This window comes from Citrobacter sp. Cf118 (assembly GCF_030334095.1).
GTDB classification, from domain to species: Bacteria; Pseudomonadota; Gammaproteobacteria; order Enterobacterales; family Enterobacteriaceae; genus Citrobacter; species Citrobacter freundii.
Genome location: NZ_JAOWES010000089.1, coordinates 563,944 through 582,205, shown reverse-complemented (window position 1 = coordinate 582,205; position 18,262 = coordinate 563,944). Strand labels below are relative to the sequence as shown.

Here is an 18,262-nt window from a genome sequence, read left to right as displayed (position 1 = left end):
ATCACCCCCAGACCTTTTGCCGAAAGGTTCTTGGCGTACGCGCCGGATGTTCGCATTCAGGTAATTTTGCACTGACAGTCCAGGTGATGTTGTCGCGGTTCAGGCTGCGTTCTACTGTGGCGCCACGACGGCGATAACTCGCCACCAGCTCGTCGGCCTGTTCGGTTGTGCATTCGTGATGGTGAAACCAACTTATTTTCATCGCCATCACCCCGCAAAACTCATTAGCTGCGATGCGGCGTTTTCCGCTTCACGCTGATCCTTAAATGCCCTGGACAATACCCAGCGCCACAGAACATCGAGCGCGGCTTTGTACAACTGCTGGAGCTCGGTTTCGTCCATGTTGGCGAAGGCAATACTGCGGGGATGTTTACGGAGGGTGCCGTCAGGAAGCTGAATAGCGTCATAGTGGCCAGACTCGACGATCACCCATGCACGGTATGCGTCATAGGATTTGCAGATGCTGATGCTACCTGCGCGCTTATCAGCGATACGGTCGAGATATTGCTCGGCAGCGTCCAGGAGAGCTGCTTCGCTTCCCGCGAACGAGGCAAGGAATTTGGCGTAGCCGGTTACCAGCTTGCGTTCGTTGGAAGAGATCGCCCCGCCGGTGGGTTCCCAGTATTCGAAACCGAGATTGAGTAACGCGAAAAAGCGACGGTGAAACGCCGGGTTGCGTACCTGCCGGAACTCTGCCACCAGCACGGCGCCGAGTTTGATTTTTGATTGCAGAATATCGCTGGTCTCCGGCGTCGCGGGGATCAGGATTCCTGAGGACTGCTTGATGAGTTGTAGTTCGTGCGCCATGGTTTCTCTCCGTGGCGCAGTAGGTTACGGTTGTTCAGACCGTTGATTTCATATTATCAGAAGGCGGAGTTACCCGGTAGCCAAGACGGCGGATAAATTGCACAAAACCATTGGGAGTAAAGACTTCTTCATCATCGAGTAACGGTCGCATCGATATCATTCCATTAACGCGATAAATCAGATGCCTGCCAGATGAAGGAAAGCTAAACATAACGCAACCATCAGAACGTCTGACAAGGTCGTACCAATGGTCATCTGATGCCTTCAATGCTGAATTACTCACTTAAATTTCTCCCTTCAATCGACACAGACGCGGTTAAAAATGTCGGCAACAGCATTAAAGGGATACACATGTTTGGTATTCTGTTATCTGCGCGCCGGCTAACCCAAGTTCAGTAAAACCAGTCGTCGGCGCTTTCCCATGTTTCCTGCAGGATTTCCTCCACCTTCGTTTTATCGCCCTTGTCGCCACCGAAAACAGTCAGGCTATCACCGCCAGCCATGCGGATAACCAGAGAACAATTTTCATATTGATTCTGAAGTCGTTTAAGCAACTCTTTCTCGAGTGCGGGTATGGCGCCGCGCGGCAGGTCTTTTGATTTGTTGATGGTAAGTTCTATCTTCATAATTCCCTCTACACCAATATACTGTACATTCATACAGTATACCTATTGAACCTCATATTCAAGTGGTTAATAGCACTTTTCGCCAAAGCCATGCTGTTGTATACGCTAAGTTTTTCCGAGTATTTGGAATTTACTAAATCAGTTATGCAAAAAGGCTTGAAGGGGAGGAAATCCCCGCCGTAGCGGGGTTGAGTCAGGCGGCAATATCCTTTGGCTGGCACAGTTCTGGCAAATTAGCCCTCACCAATGCCTCTGCAAACGGTGGCGGCACAGCGTTGCCGCAGCGGGCAACTTGCTTGTCCTTCGCGTACTTCTTACCCCGATAGTCCTGGTCGATGATGTACCACTCCGGGAAGCCCTGCGCGCGGTATAGCTCGTGCGGTTGCAGCATACGCATGCCGATATCAACGATGCGATAAGTGATGCCGTCAACAGTCACCAGCCCGTCGCAATCCTCACCGCAGTATTCCCGCAAAAACTCAAGCGTCTGCTGCGCGCGATATTCGTCGTATTCATCGACCGCTAAAGTGGTTTTCACCTCCCCCACGTGCAGCCCGCCCGCCGTCACCGTTGGCATTGGCTCGCTAGTTGGCTGCCCGTCGCGGCACGTTCCACGCAGTTTCACCAGATGAGAGGCAACTACTGCATGATGGTCGACAGTGGTCACGGAGTGCGCGGGTTCATCCATACTGACACCCGGTCCCGTATAGTTACCGCCGTAGTGTTTCGCCAGGAACGCGCTCACCGTCGCGAATTTATTTCCACCTGCAGTAACGGTCCCCAGTGGGTTATCCAGCCGCAGCACACGCGGTTCTTGTCCAGGTCGTTCGCCATAACCCATTTGGATCAACGTTGGTGTTACCAGTTGAGATTTACCGCCACCACCAGCGGTGATGGTTGCGCTCGGTTCATCCGCTCGGTGTCCGACGCTGGCTCCAAACTGGCGGGCTATCACTGGCGCAACAAGGCAGGCGCGGGATTGCTTCAGAATGGTGTGAGCAGGTTTATCCAACAGGCGCGGTTTAGCCTGGTATTCACTACCGCCATTACCGGCCAGAAACGGTGTCAGTGCAGCCTCAACAATTCCCAGAGCATGACCATTTCCGCCAGGGCGTGACGATGTTCCGGCGGTTACCGTCGGTACCGGTTCAGTAAGTGCCTGCCCGGTGGCGCCGGTACGGAATTTTGTCAGGTGCGGTACGGCTAACGCGTAACCGTGGGTTTTAGTAATGGTTTGCAAAGGCTCGCCCAGCGCCTGACCACGGAAACAGTCGTAACTCGTTTTGGTGCTAGTGTGATTGCACTTCACGATGAACGGCGACGCACTGTCGATAACAAATCGCTGTATGCCGCGCGCGATCCGCTTCAGGGTATTTTCTGCCAGCGGCTTTTTGCGCCCGAATATCGATGGGGCAGGAATTGACCAGTCGATACACTCCGCAGCTGTACGCCATGGCGCCAGCCTGCCAGCCTGAACCGCAGGTGATTTCGGATCCCCATGCGTTGGTTCCGGCCACACAATCGGCTTCCCATCGCGGCGCATGACCATGAAGAAACGTTTTCTGATTGTCGGTGCGCCGTAGTCGCAGGCTCTCAGCTCGCGATATTCAACGACATAGCCCAGACCTTTAACCAGTCGAGCTGCGTCATCGCTATCAAGCGATATATTCAGAAACTCACAGCATTCTACTAGCGCCGGATGGTTCGCCGGGATGCCGGTTGTCAGCATGCCAATAAAGGCTTCGAAAGTTTCGCCTGCGCGGAATGGGTCTGGTCGCATTTCTCCAGCCAGTAGCGGCCCCCACGTTTTAAACTCTTCGACATTCTCCAGTTTCATTACCCGCGGCTCAACATCCAGCCCCCAGCGTAATACTACCCAGGCCAGTCCGCGGATCGCTTTCTCGACAGGTTTAGCGCCTTTGGCTTTAGAAAAGTGTCGGCAATCGGGAGAAAACCACGCCAAAGCCACTGGACGACCTGCGGTAGCTACTTTTGGGCGAACCTCATACACAGACTCGCAATAGTGCAACGTATCCGGGTGGTTCGTGGTATGCATCGCCACAGCATTTTCATCATGGTTAATCGCAATATCAACACTGCGACCGATCGCCATTTCAATGCCGGTTGACGCACCGCCACCACCAGCAAAATTATCAACGATGATTTCTCTCACGCGTATTTCTCCATGGCGATGGCCAGTGACTGTGCCGATGTGATGATGGCCGGTACCGGCATTTTCTCCAGCCACATGCGATTGATGTGATGTTTAAGGCGGCGCTGGTGATGTGACGGGAGATCCACGGCACTTTCAACCTGGCTGTAGACCATTCCCACTTCGGCAGGCCAGACGGTTTCCTCAACATCCACCAGCAACATACTTTCCAGTTCGACGATACGCTTCGTAGCGTATTCCAGTTGTGGGTCCATCACTTCACCTCCTGCATAGGTGCTGCTGGCAAATCGCATCCCATACATGGACACGGGAAGGTATTTGCGGATTTTTTCCAACGGAAATAACCTGTACCGCCGCAGTATTTGCAGGTGGTCCCCTCCGGAGTCACAGGAGAGTTGTCGGATTCCTTGATGTGTAGCCTTGGCTCACCGTCTTTCGGCTCAGGCCATTGACGTTGTTTGTTAACTGCCAACTTTTCTACCATCGCCAGGTTAATCTGCTCATCACTGATACCGGCACGACGTTGCGCATCCCATAACAGGAATTGCATATCAGCCCATTCGCTAAGGTCGTCAGGTTCAGCAGCAGCCTCGAGCGCTTCTTTGGAAAGGTGCTTCAGCGGACCAACTGGACCGACATCGCCGAAAGTAGCCTGTGACCAGGCTGCATGTTCACGGCGTATTTGCTCACGGGCAATCCCCCCGTTAATCACCTTCACAGCATCAGCCATCGCATAGCCGACATTACCGCCGTCGCTTTGTGCTGCTGCCTTGGTGAGTATTTCGCTTATCTGTTGCAGCCGCTCGAGTGATACAGGACCGTGCGCCAGGTGGTTGTTGAAAGTCATCCCGATGTCCTCCCGTAAAACGCCAAAACTCGCTGCATAGCCGGACTCGTGCGGCAAACTGAAGTAACCATGTTTCTTCTCACTTTCGATTTGATCTGCTTAATGTTCAACTCCCCGCTGGGCTGAAACATGTAGACAGGGCGATGCAGTTCGCCAGTACGGATAACTACCGCTTTGCGTGTCAGGTGAAGCAGCAGGTTGTGTGCCTTCTTGCAGTCGCATCCCAACAGGTTCTGAACCTGACGCGGCGTGATCGTCTGATTAACCCGAAGAAAATCGACGATTGCCCACAGTGATTTGCTTGCCATAGTGCTTTTCCCTCGAGGTTATTTAACGATCCGGAGATGGCTAACGTTCTTGCGATAGCTGCCCCAGTCAAAGTTCACCCACATCCCACCATCCATCTGGAGGCGATCAATAACCCGCGCGCCCAATGCACCGAGAAGTTCGTCATGGTTCAGATTTGTCAGAACGCCAACCGGACGCATCGATGACAGACGACGATCGATAACCTGATTCAGAATGACTTTCTCCCCGTTGCTACCGCGCTGAATACCGACTTCATCCAGCACCAGCAGATCGACTTTGCATAGGTCATCGAGAAGCGAAGCCTCTGACTGACCACCGTCGTAGCACTCGCGTACGCGCAGCATCAAATCAGGGATTGTCACCACCAACACAGATTGCCCACCGGACAGGAGATGATTCCCGATTGCCGCTGCCAGATGGTTTTTCCCGGTACCGGGCCCACCACTGAACACGAAGCTCGCAAAGCCAGCCCCAAAGTTCTGCGCGTAGCTTTTCGCCATGGTGTAGGCCTTGCGCTGTTGATCACCGGATACTTCGTAGTTGGCGAACGTGCAGCTGCGATGCAGACTCTGGATGCCAGAGCGGCCGAAGATTTTCTCTGTGCGCGCTTTCTGATTCAGCTTGTCCAGCTCTTCGCAATGTTTCAGGCCTTCTTCCCGCTGCCACGCCAGCAGCTCTGCTGCGCTGGTGAACTTCGGCTGAACGCCTGGCGGAATGAGTTTCTTCAGGCGCTCAAGAGCGCTTCCGGAATTAACAATGTTTTTCACCGTTACCCCCTGAATCCGTTCGGAATGGTTTTATCTGGCTCAGAAATGCGATTCACATCCCTGCCCGTTTTGCGGTCGTTGAGAGCGAATTTTGGTTTGAACAGTCCCTGGTACCCGTTTGCGATACTGGTGTTGATCACATCAACCGGGTCATGCCCTTCGTCCAGGCATGCCTTCAGCAGCTTGAAGGCTTTGGTGACCGTCATTTCGGTCTTGATGGCTTTACCAGACTGCTGGCGATAAGCAACCCACTCACTCCAGGACACAGAATCAAGCCACTCAGGAACTTGAATTGTCAGCGGGTCAAACTTCACCCTCCCCTTTGGGGGATTAGAGGGGGTTAGATCTGTATTTATATTTGTATTTGGAAGAATGTCTTTGGTGTTCCCTGTTTTCAGGGATACCTCTCCCTGTTTTTGGGGATGGTCATCCCCGTTTTCAGGGATGGTTGAATGGGTAAAACTGCTATCCCTGAATTCAGGGATGGTGATAACCCATGTAACAACTTCAGCAGGCGGGAAAGCCGCTGGACACTTAGTGCAATTAGGCTTGGTGTACGCCCATTTATCCAGGCTGGTATTAATCCCAATGTATCTGGTTTGCCCAATTCGGCGCAGAATGATGATGTTCCGGTAGGCAAGGCTAAGCACGGCTTCAGATACGTGTTTCACCTTCAGCGTCGTTTTGTCTGCAATGAGGCTATTGGCGATGCGGTCTGATTTCTTAGACCAGCCATAGGTCAGGCGAACGATAGCATTCAGCACCCGGAACTCGCGCCCGGATAGCTCGACGATACACAGGGCATCCTGAATCTGGTTGGCTAAGCGTAGATAGCCTTTCTCCAGTTCAGCCATGCTGCTCTCCTGTATCCCCTGCCGCGTGGGGAATTTGTATATTTCAGCGGTATTTGACATACTGTTCTCCGCAATTACGCACAGTTTTTGCACCTGAAAGCCGTTGGTGTTCGCGCACCGCGGCTTTCGCCATTTTTGAACCGATCATATAGCCCCCAGCATCATCTGCACCATTTCCATCAACGGACCGGTTAACCCAGGGTCAACGCGATACATTTCCACGATCCCCTCGCTCAGCTCTTTCAGCTTCTGATGTCGTGGAGCATCCATCGCGACAGCAATCTTCGCTTCGCTGGTTTCCTTCTCCAGCCTTGCCAGACGAGCCATTACGTTGTCTTCTGGTAGCAGACGATTGCGGTATTCAATCGGCAGGACAGCGAGGATTGCCGGAGTCAGCTGACGAACGTTTTCGCGGTACCGTTCGCTGTTGAAATGGTTATCCAGAAAGCGGAAAAGCTTCTGACGCTGTCGGCTGAGGTCATCAGGGAAAGTGATCTCGTCTCCCCCTTGCGCTTGGTACTCTTCGATGATCAGAGCCGTAACTACGTCCTGACCATCTACACCCGCCCACGCACGAACGGCATCGCGGATCTGGTCATGTTTATCTACCGAGACAGGTTGATTGCGATTTATCATCGCAGCCGGTTGATATCCGCTATTTTGATGAAGTGACAGTGACTGCATGGTTATGCCCTCGCTTCCTGAGCTGGTAATCCATCCGTAGGGTTGGGATACAAATCTGGTCGAAGTTCATGTGGTGTAATACCTGTTACCCTGAAAATCGGTAATACGCGGTCCGGAGGAACAGCACCTTTATAGCGTGTCTTCCAGCGGCTAACTGACATGGGCTTTATGCCCAGTAATGCTGCAAGATTGCTGGCATTACCTGCTTTTTTGATAGCTTTCTCTAATCCGTTCATCATTGTCTCCAAAAGATACACGAACAAATTAAGCCTTAGACTTAAACATAAATCAAGCCTTGGGCGAATTTTATTTTATAAGCAAAAGGCTTATTCTTTTGATATGGCTGAGAAAAAAATACTTAACCCGATTCTCATCGAGCGTTTGACAGAACTGACGCAGCGGGGGATGACAAAATCTGATATGGCAAGGGTTGCGGGGATTACTCCGCAGTCCGTAAACGGCTGGTTTAAAAAAGGGGTTATCAGCAAAAGTTCTGCATTAGCGGTTGCTGATGCTGCTGGGGTATCCGTCCCCTGGCTGCTTGGCGAGGATGTTGGAGAGAAGGATGGCCTTAAGCCGGACGAGCAGCGGCTACTTGAGCTTTATCGCCAGTTGCCAGAAGAAGAACAACAGAACATGTTGCGGATCGTATCTCTGCGGTTGAAGGAACTCGATGAGCTGTACGCCAAGTATATGGGGCGGCGGATTAAGGGTGATGCGGAGTAACACTTCTCAGACACACAGGAAGCATGGATAAAACGGGATAAACATGAGCAATAACGACAACCCCAAAATAGCATTCGCGTATCCTACTTTTATTAGAGAAGGCATGCGTGCTTCAGGCCCATTCAATCCTGACATAGGTTGGACAGTGAGTGAGTTTCCTGGAAAACTATCTTTTTATGTTTCCGCAGGATTAATCCTAAATTCAAACCGGCCGTACAGTTTTGATGTTGATGTTTTGTTTGAAGGAAAATCATTGATACCAGGAAAGGCCCCGGCTGTAGACTCCAGGCTTATGGGTACAACTGTCTCCGATCGAAATGACTTTATAGCCCTCTCTACAACTTTATTATCGAACATTTCTATTCCCTCTGAAGGACTTTATACCGTGAGGGTTTTACTTCACACTGGACATGTTGAGTCGGAGAACAGATTGTTTATTGATAGCCACGATTGCCATTTTGTTATTGCAAAAAACTGGCTGGCTAACACAATGGAAAAAGTGGAGTAATCTTCATGGTACAGCCAGTAAATATTAGAACCGGCCAGCCCATTGAAGAAGATGGCACATTACCCCATACTATTGATTATGGCGGTGGTAACGGCGGAGGTGATGATATGCTAAAACGAGTTGAAAGACTGGAAGAGAAAGTTATCTCTATCAGTTCAGACTTGGCAGTTATCAAGGCTACCATGTGTACGAAGGAAGATTTACATAAGGAACTAAACGGGCAGACATGGAAGATTGTTATAGCCCTGGTAGTTACCGTGCTTATAGCTGTCTTTTCTAAATACTTCATCAAATAACCCGGCCATCGCGCCGGGTTTTTATACCCCTTTACTCACCAACTCCGCCGCCTTCTCAAACACCTCATCCTGAACGCCATCGCCCTTCTGTATCCCCAGTCTCACCAGTTCGTCAATGATGCTCGCCCGGTTAATGGGTTTTTGAGCTGATACCAAGCCAATCACTGCTGCGCCAATCGCCAAGCCAATCAACCCAGTCTGTTCGTCTTTATTCTTCATCGTTCCGCTCCATTGTGCCCCCCAGAAAGATTAGCACCGAGTGACGCACATGCTAAATGCCTAGTCCTCACTCCGAGCCCGGCCACCGCACCGGGTTTCTTTTGCCTACCCTTTTCGCACTTCCTCAGCTGCAAACCTGAACACCTGTCGCCAAAAATCGTTCTGCTCAATATCCCCCAGCGACTCAAGCATTGAAATGATCGCCTCAGTAGTTGGCGCGTCTCCATGTGATATCAGATTCAGCGTCGCTCTACCTACCGCCTGACATACATCGTTATAACCCATGTAAAACTTTTCCATAGCCCACCCTCAATGATGTTTTTCTGACCATAGCATCCTCTGCTCACATGCATTCGTCAAAAAAATAAGCCGTAAACTTAATCTCAGCATTAGCTATAGGCTTGACATGAATTAAGTCTAAGGCTTAATATAAATCCACATCAACACAACCACCGAGGCAGGACGCCCACGAAGTAGCCGTCCGGGGCATACGAAGACCGGAATGAGGTGGTGAGATTAACGCGCAGTAGGTTTGAAACGTTCCGCTAGCCGGCGACAAGGCAAGAAACAGAAGTGAGCTTCGCGGTGGCGAATTGCAGAGTGAAAAAGCTCAACCGTGAAGATCAGCGCCGCGGCGCCACCAGCGAAGTTCACTCAGAAAAACTGGAGAACATCATGGTTCATCAGCACTACGGTACACAGACAGTAAACCGCGGCGCAGTTCAGCCGGGGATGCTCGTCAAACACAAAGACTCAACCTGGACGGCATTAGCTAACGCTCGCGGACGTTTGTATCTGCATCGCGGCGTGGAGATGACTTACACCAAGGATTTGCTGGTTGAAGTTTATCTGAACGGTCTGGAGCATGGACTCAGCCACTAGCGGAGGATGTCATGTTAGACAAGAAATGCGGTTACTGCGGCAAACCGGTTAAACCGGAAGAAGTAATCAAAAGCACCCTACTCTATCGCAACGGCTCACAACTGGCGCGCAAAGAGAAAGAGTATTGCTCCAAACGTTGCGCTTCTTACGACCAGATGGCGCACGAAGGCTAACGTAAAACCCGCGCAAGGCGGGATCTACGTCCGGTGGTACCGACCAAAGTTACACCGGAAACAACATTAAAACCAAAGTTAACCCAATGGGCGCTATCAATGGTCCGGGGATTCTAACACCCAAAAAAGAGGATCTCACATGGAATTCTTTTATGTAGCCAAGGCTACTCAGAAATCCGGAAAGCAAGATGCAGTGGTCTGGTTCACTGCAAAAACTGAGGCTCGCGCCAACCTGATGCTGGATGTTGCTCTGGAAGACGCTGGCATCGAAACGGGTCGAGGTAAGGACTACGCCAAACCGATTCGCACTGATTTCCCAGTTGTCGGCGGCCTGCCGAAAGAAGGTGAAGTTGATTTAACCTGGTGTGATCGCTACGAGCTTCAGGACGATGGGCGCACCTGGCTGCCAAAAGCCGCTGGTGTGTCTACTGGTTCCGTTGACGCCCCCTCCACACCTACTCCGACCGTAATCGTTGAAGACGCGACTGCGTCCGAAATTGTCCCGGTTGAAAACCGTACTCCAGCGGTCCGCTTTGCCTTCCATCTGATGAACGATAAATACCAAACCCACGTAACTAAAGAGCAGCAGTTGGCTGCCAGCGAAATGTCACTGGACGAAAGCAATACCTATCTCCAGAACCTGCTGCAGGTTAAAAATGATGTTCCTGAAGTTGGCGAACTCAGTCTGAATGCTGAGTGGAAAATGATTCAGGCGGTTAAGGACATTTTCGCACCAGACGAAGAGCACGAACCAAGATTGATCGCTGCATTCATGTCTGACTGGGTGAACACCGATGCCGGTGACCGCAATCAACTGGTAGAAGACTGGCGCAGTGGTAAGTTGCAGTTGCTCAAAACTGAAACCAGCAGCGCTGCTGACGTTACAACGGGTCAAGATCTCACTGTTGAGGACGGTATCCAGACCGACGAGAACGGTCGGGCAAAAGGTGGCGTCGTTGATGGTGAAGTCGATACCGAAGAGCAATCCCAGCAGACACAGCAACCGAACCTGATCGTTGTTGCCACCCTGCCATTCCGCCAGCGCGTCCTAGCTCAGTTCATCGGTGATGGTGAATATCTCTATCACGTCGACGCCGTGCAGAAAAAAGAGATTGTCCGCCTTGAGATGGACATCGATGACGCGTACGTCCAGAACCTCCTGCTGGCTGCTGAAAATGTGGAAGCATTCAAAAAATCCATTGAGCACGATATTCATAAAGTCGTGAATGCCGTTAAGAAAGTATTCCCTGTCGATGGAAAAATCCCTGAACTCGCAACCTTAATCCAGTTTTTGAAATTGTGGTTCGCTACAGATCACATCGACCGCGGTATCCTCGTTCGCGAATGGGCCGCCGGTAATCGCATCAGTAGCGTGCAGCGTACTGATTCCGGCACCAATGCCGACGGCGGTTACGTCACTGACCGTGGACCTGATGCGCACCACACGCTTGACACTCTCGATTTAGAGATTGCCTGTGCCCTTCTGCCTATGGACTTCAACCACTTCGAGATCCCGGGCAGCATTCTTCGTCGCGCTAAAGAAATCGTGACAAAAAAAGAAGAACCGTGGAAATCATGGAGCAGCATTCTGCGCAATCAGCCCGGCGTTCTTGGCGTTAACCGCACGGCTATTTTTAACCTGGTACGTATCGCGCCGGAAAACATTCATCTCACTCCTGTCGCTCACCTGGAATTTGTTAACCAGACCATGACAGCCGAGTTCAATTCCGAAGTCGAGTTATTGCCATTACATGAGGCTGAACCCGCAGCACAGGAAATTTCCCAACCTGAAAGCAAGGAGTCTCCGCGCAAATCCTTCTGCACTCACGAAGAGAACCAGCAACGCGTGCGTGAAGAAGGAGCACGCCGCCGCGCAGAGGAAGCGGCAGCACAACCACAGAATGTCGAACAAGAGCTGGTTAAAAATGTCGGTAACGGAATATTCGACGTTACGGCTTTACTGCAGAACTCAGCAACTCATGGCACGAAAAAGGCTCCGGAGACCACCAGCAATGTGCAGATGGAAAAAACTGTTAGTGATGAAGAGCAGGCTGGTGATGAAGTGCAGTCAGGCGAAAGCAGTCTGGAAACTGGTGAAGAGTCACATACCAGCCAGCAAGCCGATGTAAACCAGAATACAGATTCTGTCGCCCAAAATTGCGGTTCTGTAAACCAAACCGAACCAGTTGCGGCACAAACCGAGCCAGAAGCGCAATCTGACGAACCAGCTGCTGTTTACCCCGCTTACTTCGAGCCAGGTCGCTATGAAGGTCTACCGAACGAGGTTTATCACGCAGCGAACGGAATCAGCTCTACCCAGGTGAAAGACGCACGTGTTTCGCTGATGTACTTCAATGCGCGTCACGTAGAGAAAACCATCATCAAAGAACGCTCTCCGGTTCTGGACATGGGTAACCTGGTACATGCGCTGGCGTTGCAGCCAGAGCAACTCGATGAAGAATTCAGCGTTGAACCCGTAATTCCGGAAGGCGCATTTACCACCACAGCAACGATCCGCGCGTTTATTGATGAGTACAACGCCAGCCTGCCAGCGCAACTGAGCGCAGACGACATCAAAGCTTTGCTAGAGGAATACAACGCCACTTTGCCTGCACAACTGCCGCTCGGCGGGTCGCTGGAAGAAACAGGCCAGAGCTATATGTCGCTACCCGAAGAGTACCAGCGTATCGAAGCGGATCAGAAGCAGACTGCAGCGGCGATGAAAGCCTGCATCAAGGAATACAACGCCACTTTGCCTGCACAGGTGAAAACCAGTGGTAGCCGTGATGCGTTACTCGAGCAGTTGGCAATCATCAATCCTGACCTGGTTGCACAGGAAGCGCAGAAACTGGCGCCGCTGAAAGTGTCCGGTACCAAAGCAGATCTGATTCAGGCCGTGAAGTCTGTTAATCCGGAAGCCGTCTTCGCCGACGAGTTGTTGGATGCGTGGCGCGAGAATCCGCATGGGAAAGTGCTGGTCACCCGCCAGCAGCTGAGCACTGCACTGAGCATTCAGAAAGCCCTGCTCCAGCACCCGACCGCCGGCATGTTGCTTCAGCACCCAAGCCGCGCCGTTGAGGTGAGCTACTTCGGCTTTGACGACGAAACCGGACTCGAAGTCCGTGTACGCCCGGATCTGGAAATCGACCTGGACGGGGTGCGCATCGGCGCCGACCTGAAAACCATCAGCATGTGGAACATTAAGCAGGAAGGACTGCGCGCCAAACTGCACCGCGAAATCATCGACCGTGACTACCACCTGAGCGCGGCAATGTATTGCGAGACAGCTGCGCTGGACCAGTTCTTCTGGATTTTCGTCAACAAAGACGAGAACTACCACTGGATCGCCATCATCGAGGCATCAGCCGAACTGCTGGAACTGGGCATGCTCGAGTACCGCAAGGCGATGCGCGCTATCGCTACCGGCTTTGACACTGGCGAATGGCCAGCACCGATCACCGCTGATTACACCGACGAACTGAACGACTTCGACCTGCGCCGCCTTGAAGCGCTGCGTACTCAGGCATAAGGGGAATGAAGATGCAAAACACTAACGTAACTGTAGCTGACCAGAACGCCGTGATTAACTCCAACGTGGCCCTGTTTGATTCCCAGTATCTGAACGCCATAAGCGCGTTTGCTCAAATTATGGCGCAGGGTGCGGCGACAGTCCCCAGACACCTGCAGGGAAATCAGGCTGACTGCATGGCAGTAGCAATGCAGGCGGCACAATGGCAGATGAATCCCTTTGCCGTAGCACAGAAAACGCACCTGATTAACGGCGTTCTCGGATACGAGGCGCAACTGGTAAATGCTGTGATTTCACGCAGCGGCGTGCTGGCAAACCGCTTTGAATATGAGTGGTACGGGCCATGGGAAAAAGTAGTCGGGAAATACCAGATTCGTAAAGGCGACAAAGGAGAATACCGTGTTCCTGGCTGGACCCTTGCTGACGAAACGGGCATTGGCATCATCATCCGCGCAACGCTGAAAGGTGAAGATCAACCGAGGGAACTTGACCTGCTACTGGCACAGGCCAGGACTCGTAATTCAACGCTTTGGGCTGACGACCCTCGCCAACAGCTCGCTTATCTCGCCGTGAAACGTTGGGCGAGACTGTTCTGCCCGGATGTAATTCTCGGCGTGTATACCCCTGATGAACTGGATGATCGCCGTGAAGAGCGAGAAGTTAACCCTGCTCCGGCGCAACACGTTAGCCTGTCTGAAATTTCAGGTGACACCATAACAACCATGCAGAGCAAGCAGGAAAAATCAGGAAACAACGACTCACTGGCAGATGGTTTCCGCGAACGCATCGATGCCGCACAGGATGTTGATAGCGCCAAAGCACTACGCGCTGATATCGAAAGTGCGAAGGCCACACTGGGTTCAGCCCTGTTCACCGAACTGAAGAACAAAGCAGTAAAACGCTATTATCTGGTTGATTCACGTAACAAGGTTGAGGCCGCGATCAACTCCCTACCGTCTCCGGACGAACCGGATGCAGCAGCGCGTTTCGGGGAAGTTGAGCGAGTTCTGGCAACGGCGAAACGTCATCTGGGCGACGAGCTGCACGATAAGTTCAGCATTACCCTGGCAGATATGAAACCGGAATACGTGAGCTGAGGAAGGCGGGAGGGTTCGCCCTCCCGGTAACGAGATGAGCAAATCATTAAATGCACGTTGCATCCGTCGCTGGGCCGTCGAATTTAAAGGTCGTTGCGACTCGAAATATAGCCCGTACTGGCGCAAGCGGGATCTACGCCAGTATATCCGTGAGTGCGCCCTGACAACTGCCGACTGCATGGTTGAGCGCATGGCAGAGGACAACGCTCTGGTAGATTTTCAGGGTAATGGTCGAGGCTGGTCACCTGAGTTTTCAGCATGGTACAGCGAACGCCGCGCACAGTATCGGAAAGAAGCTCTCACATATCTCAATCATGATGCCACCAATGACGAGATCGACGAGGAAATTCAGAACGAGCTGGAGGACTGGAATGACTGAGCTGAATTATAACCCGGCAGACCCCGACAAAATGAAACTCCCGAAGGGTAAGACTTGCGGCGACTGCGCCCATATCCGCCGCTGTAAGACAATTTTCGGGCATACCGAAACTGATACATATTGCGATTGGTCGCCGTCCCGAGCAATTTTCCGTCAATCATCCAACCCAGATGGCGGTGAAGCATGAAACTGATTAACCGAGGCAATCAGCAATCCCCGTTAGCGCGTCAGGCATGCGACATCGCGCTGGCCACTCATCACGAACGCTACGGCGACTACGGGCGCAGCAAGATGAAGGAGACATACACAGTGAGAGTTGAAGGCGTGAAGGTCTGGGTCGAGGTGGTTAACCGTAAAGCGAGCTACGTGGCCACGGCTATGACAGGCATGCGCCGCTTACGCGCACTGCCGGGCCAAGTAAGTTGATAACGATATTTCATTAACAGTTTTCCGGCAGTTCTATAATGAGTTGCCGGAAGCCGGAGGTAGTATGGCCAAGCTTCTTAATCTGCTGGAATGGGCGAATTCAACTTATTCAACCCCGCCGTCTCTTTCAACACTTCGCCGATGGGCTCGGGAGGGACGTATATACCCTGCCCCGGAACTTCACGGCAAAGAATATAAGGTTCAGCCAGATGCTATCTATGTAGATCCGAGCAAAAAGCACCTTCGTCCCAAAGCAAAACACTTAGCGCTGCCAACTGGCGGCACTCTACTGGAGAGACTGACTCATGGCGAAAAGGCCAGTTCGTTACGACGCTAACCTGCCCCGTAACCTGACCTATCGTAAAAGAGACAGGCTTTATAGCTGGCGAAACCCGATTACTGGTCAAGAGTTATCTCTTGGCCGGATCGACAGAAAGGACGCCATTTCTCAGGCTATCGAAGCCAATAACTACATCGAACAGAATTACCTTCCGTCAGCGCTGCTGGACCGTATAAAGGAAACACCAACATTTACGGTAAAAGCGTGGCTTGAGCGCTACGAAGTAATTCTTGAGCGAAGAGAATTAAAGCCCAACACGATGAAGGTCAGGCGCAACCAGATCGCCACTATCAGTGATGAGTTCGGACGTATGCCGCTATCGGCGGTAAGCACAAAGGACGTATCTACTTTCCTGGAGAGTTACATACTCTGCGACAAGAAGAGTATGGCCTCCGGCCTGCGTTCGGTATTGTTGGATATTTTCAGGGAGGCGATTGTCGAGGGACATATTGAAAGGAATCCGGCAGAGCCGACAAGAACCCCGACACCCAAAGTGAAGCGTGAGCGTCTTTTGCTTGAACAGTTCGAGATAATAAGGAATGCCGCAACCGCCCATTCCGAATGGGCTGCAAACGCATGTGACCTGGCACTTGTCACCGGGCAAAGAAGAGAGGACGTATCGTTGTTCAGATTCAGCGATATCAGGGATGGAAGATTGTTTGTCACGCAGGAAAAGACAGGTCACAAATTGGCGTTGCCACTTGATTTGCGACTGGACTCTGCTGATTTGGTATTGCAGGATGTTATCGACCGTTGTCGTAAAAACAACCCGTCAGACTTCATGCTGTATTCAGCGGTGAGACGTGGAGGCAGGAAGCCTGGTCCGTTAACTCCGGACGGAATTACCCAGGCATTTTCTGACATCCGGGATTCTACAGAGTTAAAGTTTGGTCCCAACCCTCCTCCTTTCCATGAGATCAGGAGCTTGGCGAGCAGGCTGTATGAAAGGGAGCGCGGAGAGGATTTCGCACAGAGACTGCTGGGGCATAAAAATTTAACAATGACCAAAAAATACCTAGACGCACGCGGTGCAGAATATGTTATGGTTTAGACAGGATATGGAAATTTCGAGTAATTTTCGTGGGATTTCGTGATGACACCGAAAAAACCCAACGAAAACAAGCAAATAAAAAGAGACCGAATACGATTCCTGTATTCGGTCCAGGGAAATGGCTCTTGGGAGAGAGCCGTGCGCTAAAAGTTGGCATTAATGCAGGCTAAGTTACCCTGCCATTTAAGAATAGATGACAGCGCCAGGTTTTCCAGTCCGCGACTAAAGTGGCCGGAAAAAAAGGACGTTTGTTACACATCCAAACGCAAAAACCGCAAGTTCTCGTGCGAGAACCTTGCGGTTTTTTATTGGAAATCAGAGCGCTACATCTGACAATTAGCAGAGCTTTTCTGCACGCTCCACAAACGGTGCCAGGCTCATTTTTTCGCCCGGTTTCGCCGGATCATCAATCTGGATAATCTCGATCGGCTTTGCCGTGGTTTTTCCGCTCTCCATCTGCTGTCTGGCAACATCATTCAACGGGTATTGCACCAGCGTACTGGGATTGATGACATACAGCGCGTTACCCGGGCGGCAGGTCAGCATCACCTCTTCCCGATTAAACGCCCACTTATCTTTGCCAACCTCAAAACGGCTGACGGTAATGACCTGCGGCGCAGCCAGCGCGGCTCCGGAGCTTGCCAGGAGTAATAAAGAGATAATGATTTTTTTCATGCGTTTCGCCAGTCCATCAATCAGAAAGGTTCAAGGGTTGCGAACAGGCTGACAATTGCCAGCACAACGGCTCCTATACCCCATTCCAGCTTGGTCATCCAAATAAAATAGAGAGTCATGCCGCGGTTATCCTGCTGCATGCGTGGTACCAGAACATACCGATTCACCAGCGCAATCGCCACCATTAGCATGACCAGGGCACCTTTTAACAAAAGCAGCCGCCCGTAAGCCATGTGCCAGGGAACAGAAAAACCAACAATAAACAGCGCATTCATAATACCGGTAAGTAAAACACCGATAACAAAAAGATGCCCGTAGCGGGAGAAACGCATCATGGTGCTGATGGCCTGTTCTCGCCAGCGGCCATGCGCCATTCGCATACAGTAAAGTACGGGTAGCAGGCCACCGAACCAGGCGGCGGCGCATATCAGATGCAAGGCATGGTTAACCTGCTGGATTGCCCCAGTAATACCACTATGCAGCGTCGCATGCCCTACGCCAGCCAGCAAAATAAACTGCGCAATCGTCAGCATTAACAGCCGTCGCGGCATGCTACGCGGTACGATAATAACCACCACCAGAGTGACCAGCGCGAGGATAATCTGCCATAACCAGACTCCGCCAAACTGCGTTTGCAACACCGCGCCCCATACATCTGTAGAGATAACATCCCGCCAGCCTGAGCCCATTAACCCACCCTGGATCGCCAGCATCAGCGTCGCGCTGATAAAGCTCCACGTTGCGGCATGCCGTTGCAGACGCAAAAAACGACGCATCATTAAACGACGAACCGAAACGGGAGCCAGCCATGCGCCGTAAAGCGCACAGCCAAACACCAGCATCAACGTGGTAAAATGGATAAACCGTAAAGCAACCCAGGTAAATGCCAGCATC

The 18,262-nt window shown here is 51.7% G+C and carries 28 protein-coding genes; 12 read left to right on the top strand and 16 right to left on the bottom strand.

Annotated features, from left to right (window positions below):
• Window position 1: 1 nt before the first annotated feature.
• The 12 genes from OGX67_RS26615 to OGX67_RS26560 form a co-directional block, all read right to left on the bottom strand.
• Window positions 2-208 carry a hypothetical protein gene (locus tag OGX67_RS26615; RefSeq protein ID WP_286528024.1) on the bottom strand — a complete coding sequence of 69 codons (207 nt, stop codon included), beginning with the start codon at window positions 206-208 and terminating at the stop codon, window positions 2-4.
• Complete coding sequence (locus OGX67_RS26610) at window positions 208-807, bottom strand: DUF1367 family protein (RefSeq protein WP_286528021.1); 600 nt, start codon at window positions 805-807, stop codon at window positions 208-210. Before OGX67_RS26610 ends, OGX67_RS26615 begins: the two co-directional genes overlap by 1 nt.
• A gap of 34 nt (window positions 808-841) precedes the next feature.
• A complete protein-coding gene (locus tag OGX67_RS26605; protein WP_286528017.1) occupies window positions 842-1,090 on the bottom strand; it encodes a hypothetical protein in 249 nt (82 codons plus the stop codon).
• Between the two features lie 109 nt (window positions 1,091-1,199).
• Entirely contained in the window at window positions 1,200-1,433 is a 234-nt protein-coding gene (locus tag OGX67_RS26600) for a DinI-like family protein (RefSeq protein ID WP_286528174.1), read from the bottom strand.
• A 193-nt stretch (window positions 1,434-1,626) separates the two neighbouring features.
• A complete protein-coding gene (locus OGX67_RS26595) occupies window positions 1,627-3,606 on the bottom strand; it encodes a DNA cytosine methyltransferase (RefSeq protein WP_286528015.1) in 1,980 nt (659 codons plus the stop codon).
• Entirely contained in the window at window positions 3,603-3,860 is a 258-nt protein-coding gene (locus OGX67_RS26590) for a hypothetical protein (protein ID WP_286528171.1), read from the bottom strand. Before OGX67_RS26590 ends, OGX67_RS26595 begins: the two co-directional genes overlap by 4 nt.
• Complete coding sequence (locus OGX67_RS26585) at window positions 3,860-4,453, bottom strand: DUF550 domain-containing protein (RefSeq protein ID WP_286528012.1); 594 nt, start codon at window positions 4,451-4,453, stop codon at window positions 3,860-3,862. The genes OGX67_RS26590 and OGX67_RS26585 overlap by 1 nt, the downstream gene beginning before the upstream one ends.
• Complete coding sequence (locus OGX67_RS26580) at window positions 4,450-4,761, bottom strand: hypothetical protein (RefSeq protein WP_286528009.1); 312 nt, start codon at window positions 4,759-4,761, stop codon at window positions 4,450-4,452. Before OGX67_RS26580 ends, OGX67_RS26585 begins: the two co-directional genes overlap by 4 nt.
• 18 nt (window positions 4,762-4,779) lie before the next feature.
• On the bottom strand, window positions 4,780-5,529 hold the full coding sequence (locus tag OGX67_RS26575; protein ID WP_286528006.1) for an ATP-binding protein: 750 nt from the start codon (window positions 5,527-5,529) through the stop codon (window positions 4,780-4,782).
• A 2-nt stretch (window positions 5,530-5,531) separates the two neighbouring features.
• Complete coding sequence (locus tag OGX67_RS26570) at window positions 5,532-6,443, bottom strand: replication protein (RefSeq protein WP_286528002.1); 912 nt, start codon at window positions 6,441-6,443, stop codon at window positions 5,532-5,534.
• Between the two features lie 84 nt (window positions 6,444-6,527).
• On the bottom strand, window positions 6,528-7,067 hold the full coding sequence (locus tag OGX67_RS26565; protein ID WP_286528000.1) for a toxin YdaT domain-containing protein: 540 nt from the start codon (window positions 7,065-7,067) through the stop codon (window positions 6,528-6,530).
• A 2-nt stretch (window positions 7,068-7,069) separates the two neighbouring features.
• The gene (locus OGX67_RS26560; protein WP_038641081.1) at window positions 7,070-7,303 is read right to left on the bottom strand and encodes a transcriptional regulator; all 234 of its coding nucleotides are present in this window, start codon (window positions 7,301-7,303) and stop codon (window positions 7,070-7,072) included.
• A gap of 103 nt (window positions 7,304-7,406) precedes the next feature.
• Here OGX67_RS26560 and OGX67_RS26555 point away from each other — a divergent pair, with 103 nt between their 5' ends.
• Genes OGX67_RS26555 through OGX67_RS26545 form a run of 3 tightly spaced genes read left to right on the top strand, consistent with a single transcriptional unit; the run spans window position 7,407 to window position 8,597 of the window.
• Window positions 7,407-7,793: a helix-turn-helix domain-containing protein gene (locus tag OGX67_RS26555; RefSeq protein ID WP_086512835.1), complete on the top strand. Its 387-nt coding sequence runs from the start codon at window positions 7,407-7,409 to the stop codon at window positions 7,791-7,793.
• Between the two features lie 43 nt (window positions 7,794-7,836).
• Window positions 7,837-8,301, top strand: coding sequence for a hypothetical protein (locus tag OGX67_RS26550; RefSeq protein ID WP_071667480.1), 465 nt, complete (start codon window positions 7,837-7,839; stop codon window positions 8,299-8,301).
• A gap of 5 nt (window positions 8,302-8,306) precedes the next feature.
• Complete coding sequence (locus OGX67_RS26545; protein WP_233594572.1) at window positions 8,307-8,597, top strand: hypothetical protein; 291 nt, start codon at window positions 8,307-8,309, stop codon at window positions 8,595-8,597.
• A 21-nt stretch (window positions 8,598-8,618) separates the two neighbouring features.
• On the opposite strand, the gene OGX67_RS26540 is transcribed toward OGX67_RS26545, so the two are convergent.
• Together OGX67_RS26540 and OGX67_RS26535 are read right to left on the bottom strand one after the other, a co-directional pair.
• Window positions 8,619-8,816, bottom strand: coding sequence for a hypothetical protein (locus tag OGX67_RS26540; protein WP_128612435.1), 198 nt, complete (start codon window positions 8,814-8,816; stop codon window positions 8,619-8,621).
• A 105-nt stretch (window positions 8,817-8,921) separates the two neighbouring features.
• The gene (locus OGX67_RS26535; RefSeq protein WP_149330489.1) at window positions 8,922-9,116 is read right to left on the bottom strand and encodes a hypothetical protein; all 195 of its coding nucleotides are present in this window, start codon (window positions 9,114-9,116) and stop codon (window positions 8,922-8,924) included.
• A 375-nt stretch (window positions 9,117-9,491) separates the two neighbouring features.
• Here OGX67_RS26535 and OGX67_RS26530 point away from each other — a divergent pair, with 375 nt between their 5' ends.
• The 9 genes from OGX67_RS26530 to OGX67_RS26490 all read left to right on the top strand — a co-directional run bounded on the left by OGX67_RS26530 (window position 9,492) and on the right by OGX67_RS26490 (window position 16,693).
• Window positions 9,492-9,698, top strand: coding sequence for a cell division inhibitor protein (locus OGX67_RS26530; protein WP_286528169.1), 207 nt, complete (start codon window positions 9,492-9,494; stop codon window positions 9,696-9,698).
• An 11-nt stretch (window positions 9,699-9,709) separates the two neighbouring features.
• Window positions 9,710-9,871: a YdaE family protein gene (locus tag OGX67_RS26525; RefSeq protein WP_286527986.1), complete on the top strand. Its 162-nt coding sequence runs from the start codon at window positions 9,710-9,712 to the stop codon at window positions 9,869-9,871.
• Window positions 9,872-10,010: 139 nt separating this feature from the next.
• Window positions 10,011-13,400 (top strand): RecE family exodeoxyribonuclease, encoded by a 3,390-nt coding sequence (locus tag OGX67_RS26520; RefSeq protein ID WP_286527984.1) that lies wholly within the window; start codon window positions 10,011-10,013, stop codon window positions 13,398-13,400.
• Between the two features lie 11 nt (window positions 13,401-13,411).
• The gene (locus OGX67_RS26515) at window positions 13,412-14,497 is read left to right on the top strand and encodes a RecT family recombinase (protein ID WP_286527982.1); all 1,086 of its coding nucleotides are present in this window, start codon (window positions 13,412-13,414) and stop codon (window positions 14,495-14,497) included.
• 34 nt (window positions 14,498-14,531) lie between these two features.
• A complete protein-coding gene (locus tag OGX67_RS26510) occupies window positions 14,532-14,876 on the top strand; it encodes a hypothetical protein (protein ID WP_286527977.1) in 345 nt (114 codons plus the stop codon).
• A complete protein-coding gene (locus tag OGX67_RS26505; RefSeq protein ID WP_016156723.1) occupies window positions 14,869-15,063 on the top strand; it encodes a hypothetical protein in 195 nt (64 codons plus the stop codon). Before OGX67_RS26510 ends, OGX67_RS26505 begins: the two co-directional genes overlap by 8 nt.
• Window positions 15,060-15,302, top strand: coding sequence for a DUF4060 family protein (locus OGX67_RS26500; protein ID WP_137375969.1), 243 nt, complete (start codon window positions 15,060-15,062; stop codon window positions 15,300-15,302). Before OGX67_RS26505 ends, OGX67_RS26500 begins: the two co-directional genes overlap by 4 nt.
• Before the next feature lie 64 nt (window positions 15,303-15,366).
• On the top strand, window positions 15,367-15,639 hold the full coding sequence (locus OGX67_RS26495; protein WP_286527971.1) for an excisionase: 273 nt from the start codon (window positions 15,367-15,369) through the stop codon (window positions 15,637-15,639).
• On the top strand, window positions 15,608-16,693 hold the full coding sequence (locus tag OGX67_RS26490; RefSeq protein WP_286527968.1) for a tyrosine-type recombinase/integrase: 1,086 nt from the start codon (window positions 15,608-15,610) through the stop codon (window positions 16,691-16,693). The genes OGX67_RS26495 and OGX67_RS26490 overlap by 32 nt, the downstream gene beginning before the upstream one ends.
• Before the next feature lie 336 nt (window positions 16,694-17,029).
• Here the strand turns inward: OGX67_RS26490 and OGX67_RS26485 are convergent, their stop codons facing one another.
• Complete coding sequence (locus OGX67_RS26485) at window positions 17,030-17,368, bottom strand: YebY family protein (RefSeq protein WP_003034934.1); 339 nt, start codon at window positions 17,366-17,368, stop codon at window positions 17,030-17,032.
• 20 nt (window positions 17,369-17,388) lie between these two features.
• On the bottom strand, window positions 17,389-18,261 hold the full coding sequence (gene copD / locus OGX67_RS26480; RefSeq protein ID WP_003034931.1) for a copper homeostasis membrane protein CopD: 873 nt from the start codon (window positions 18,259-18,261) through the stop codon (window positions 17,389-17,391).
• Window position 18,262 lies beyond the last annotated feature (1 nt).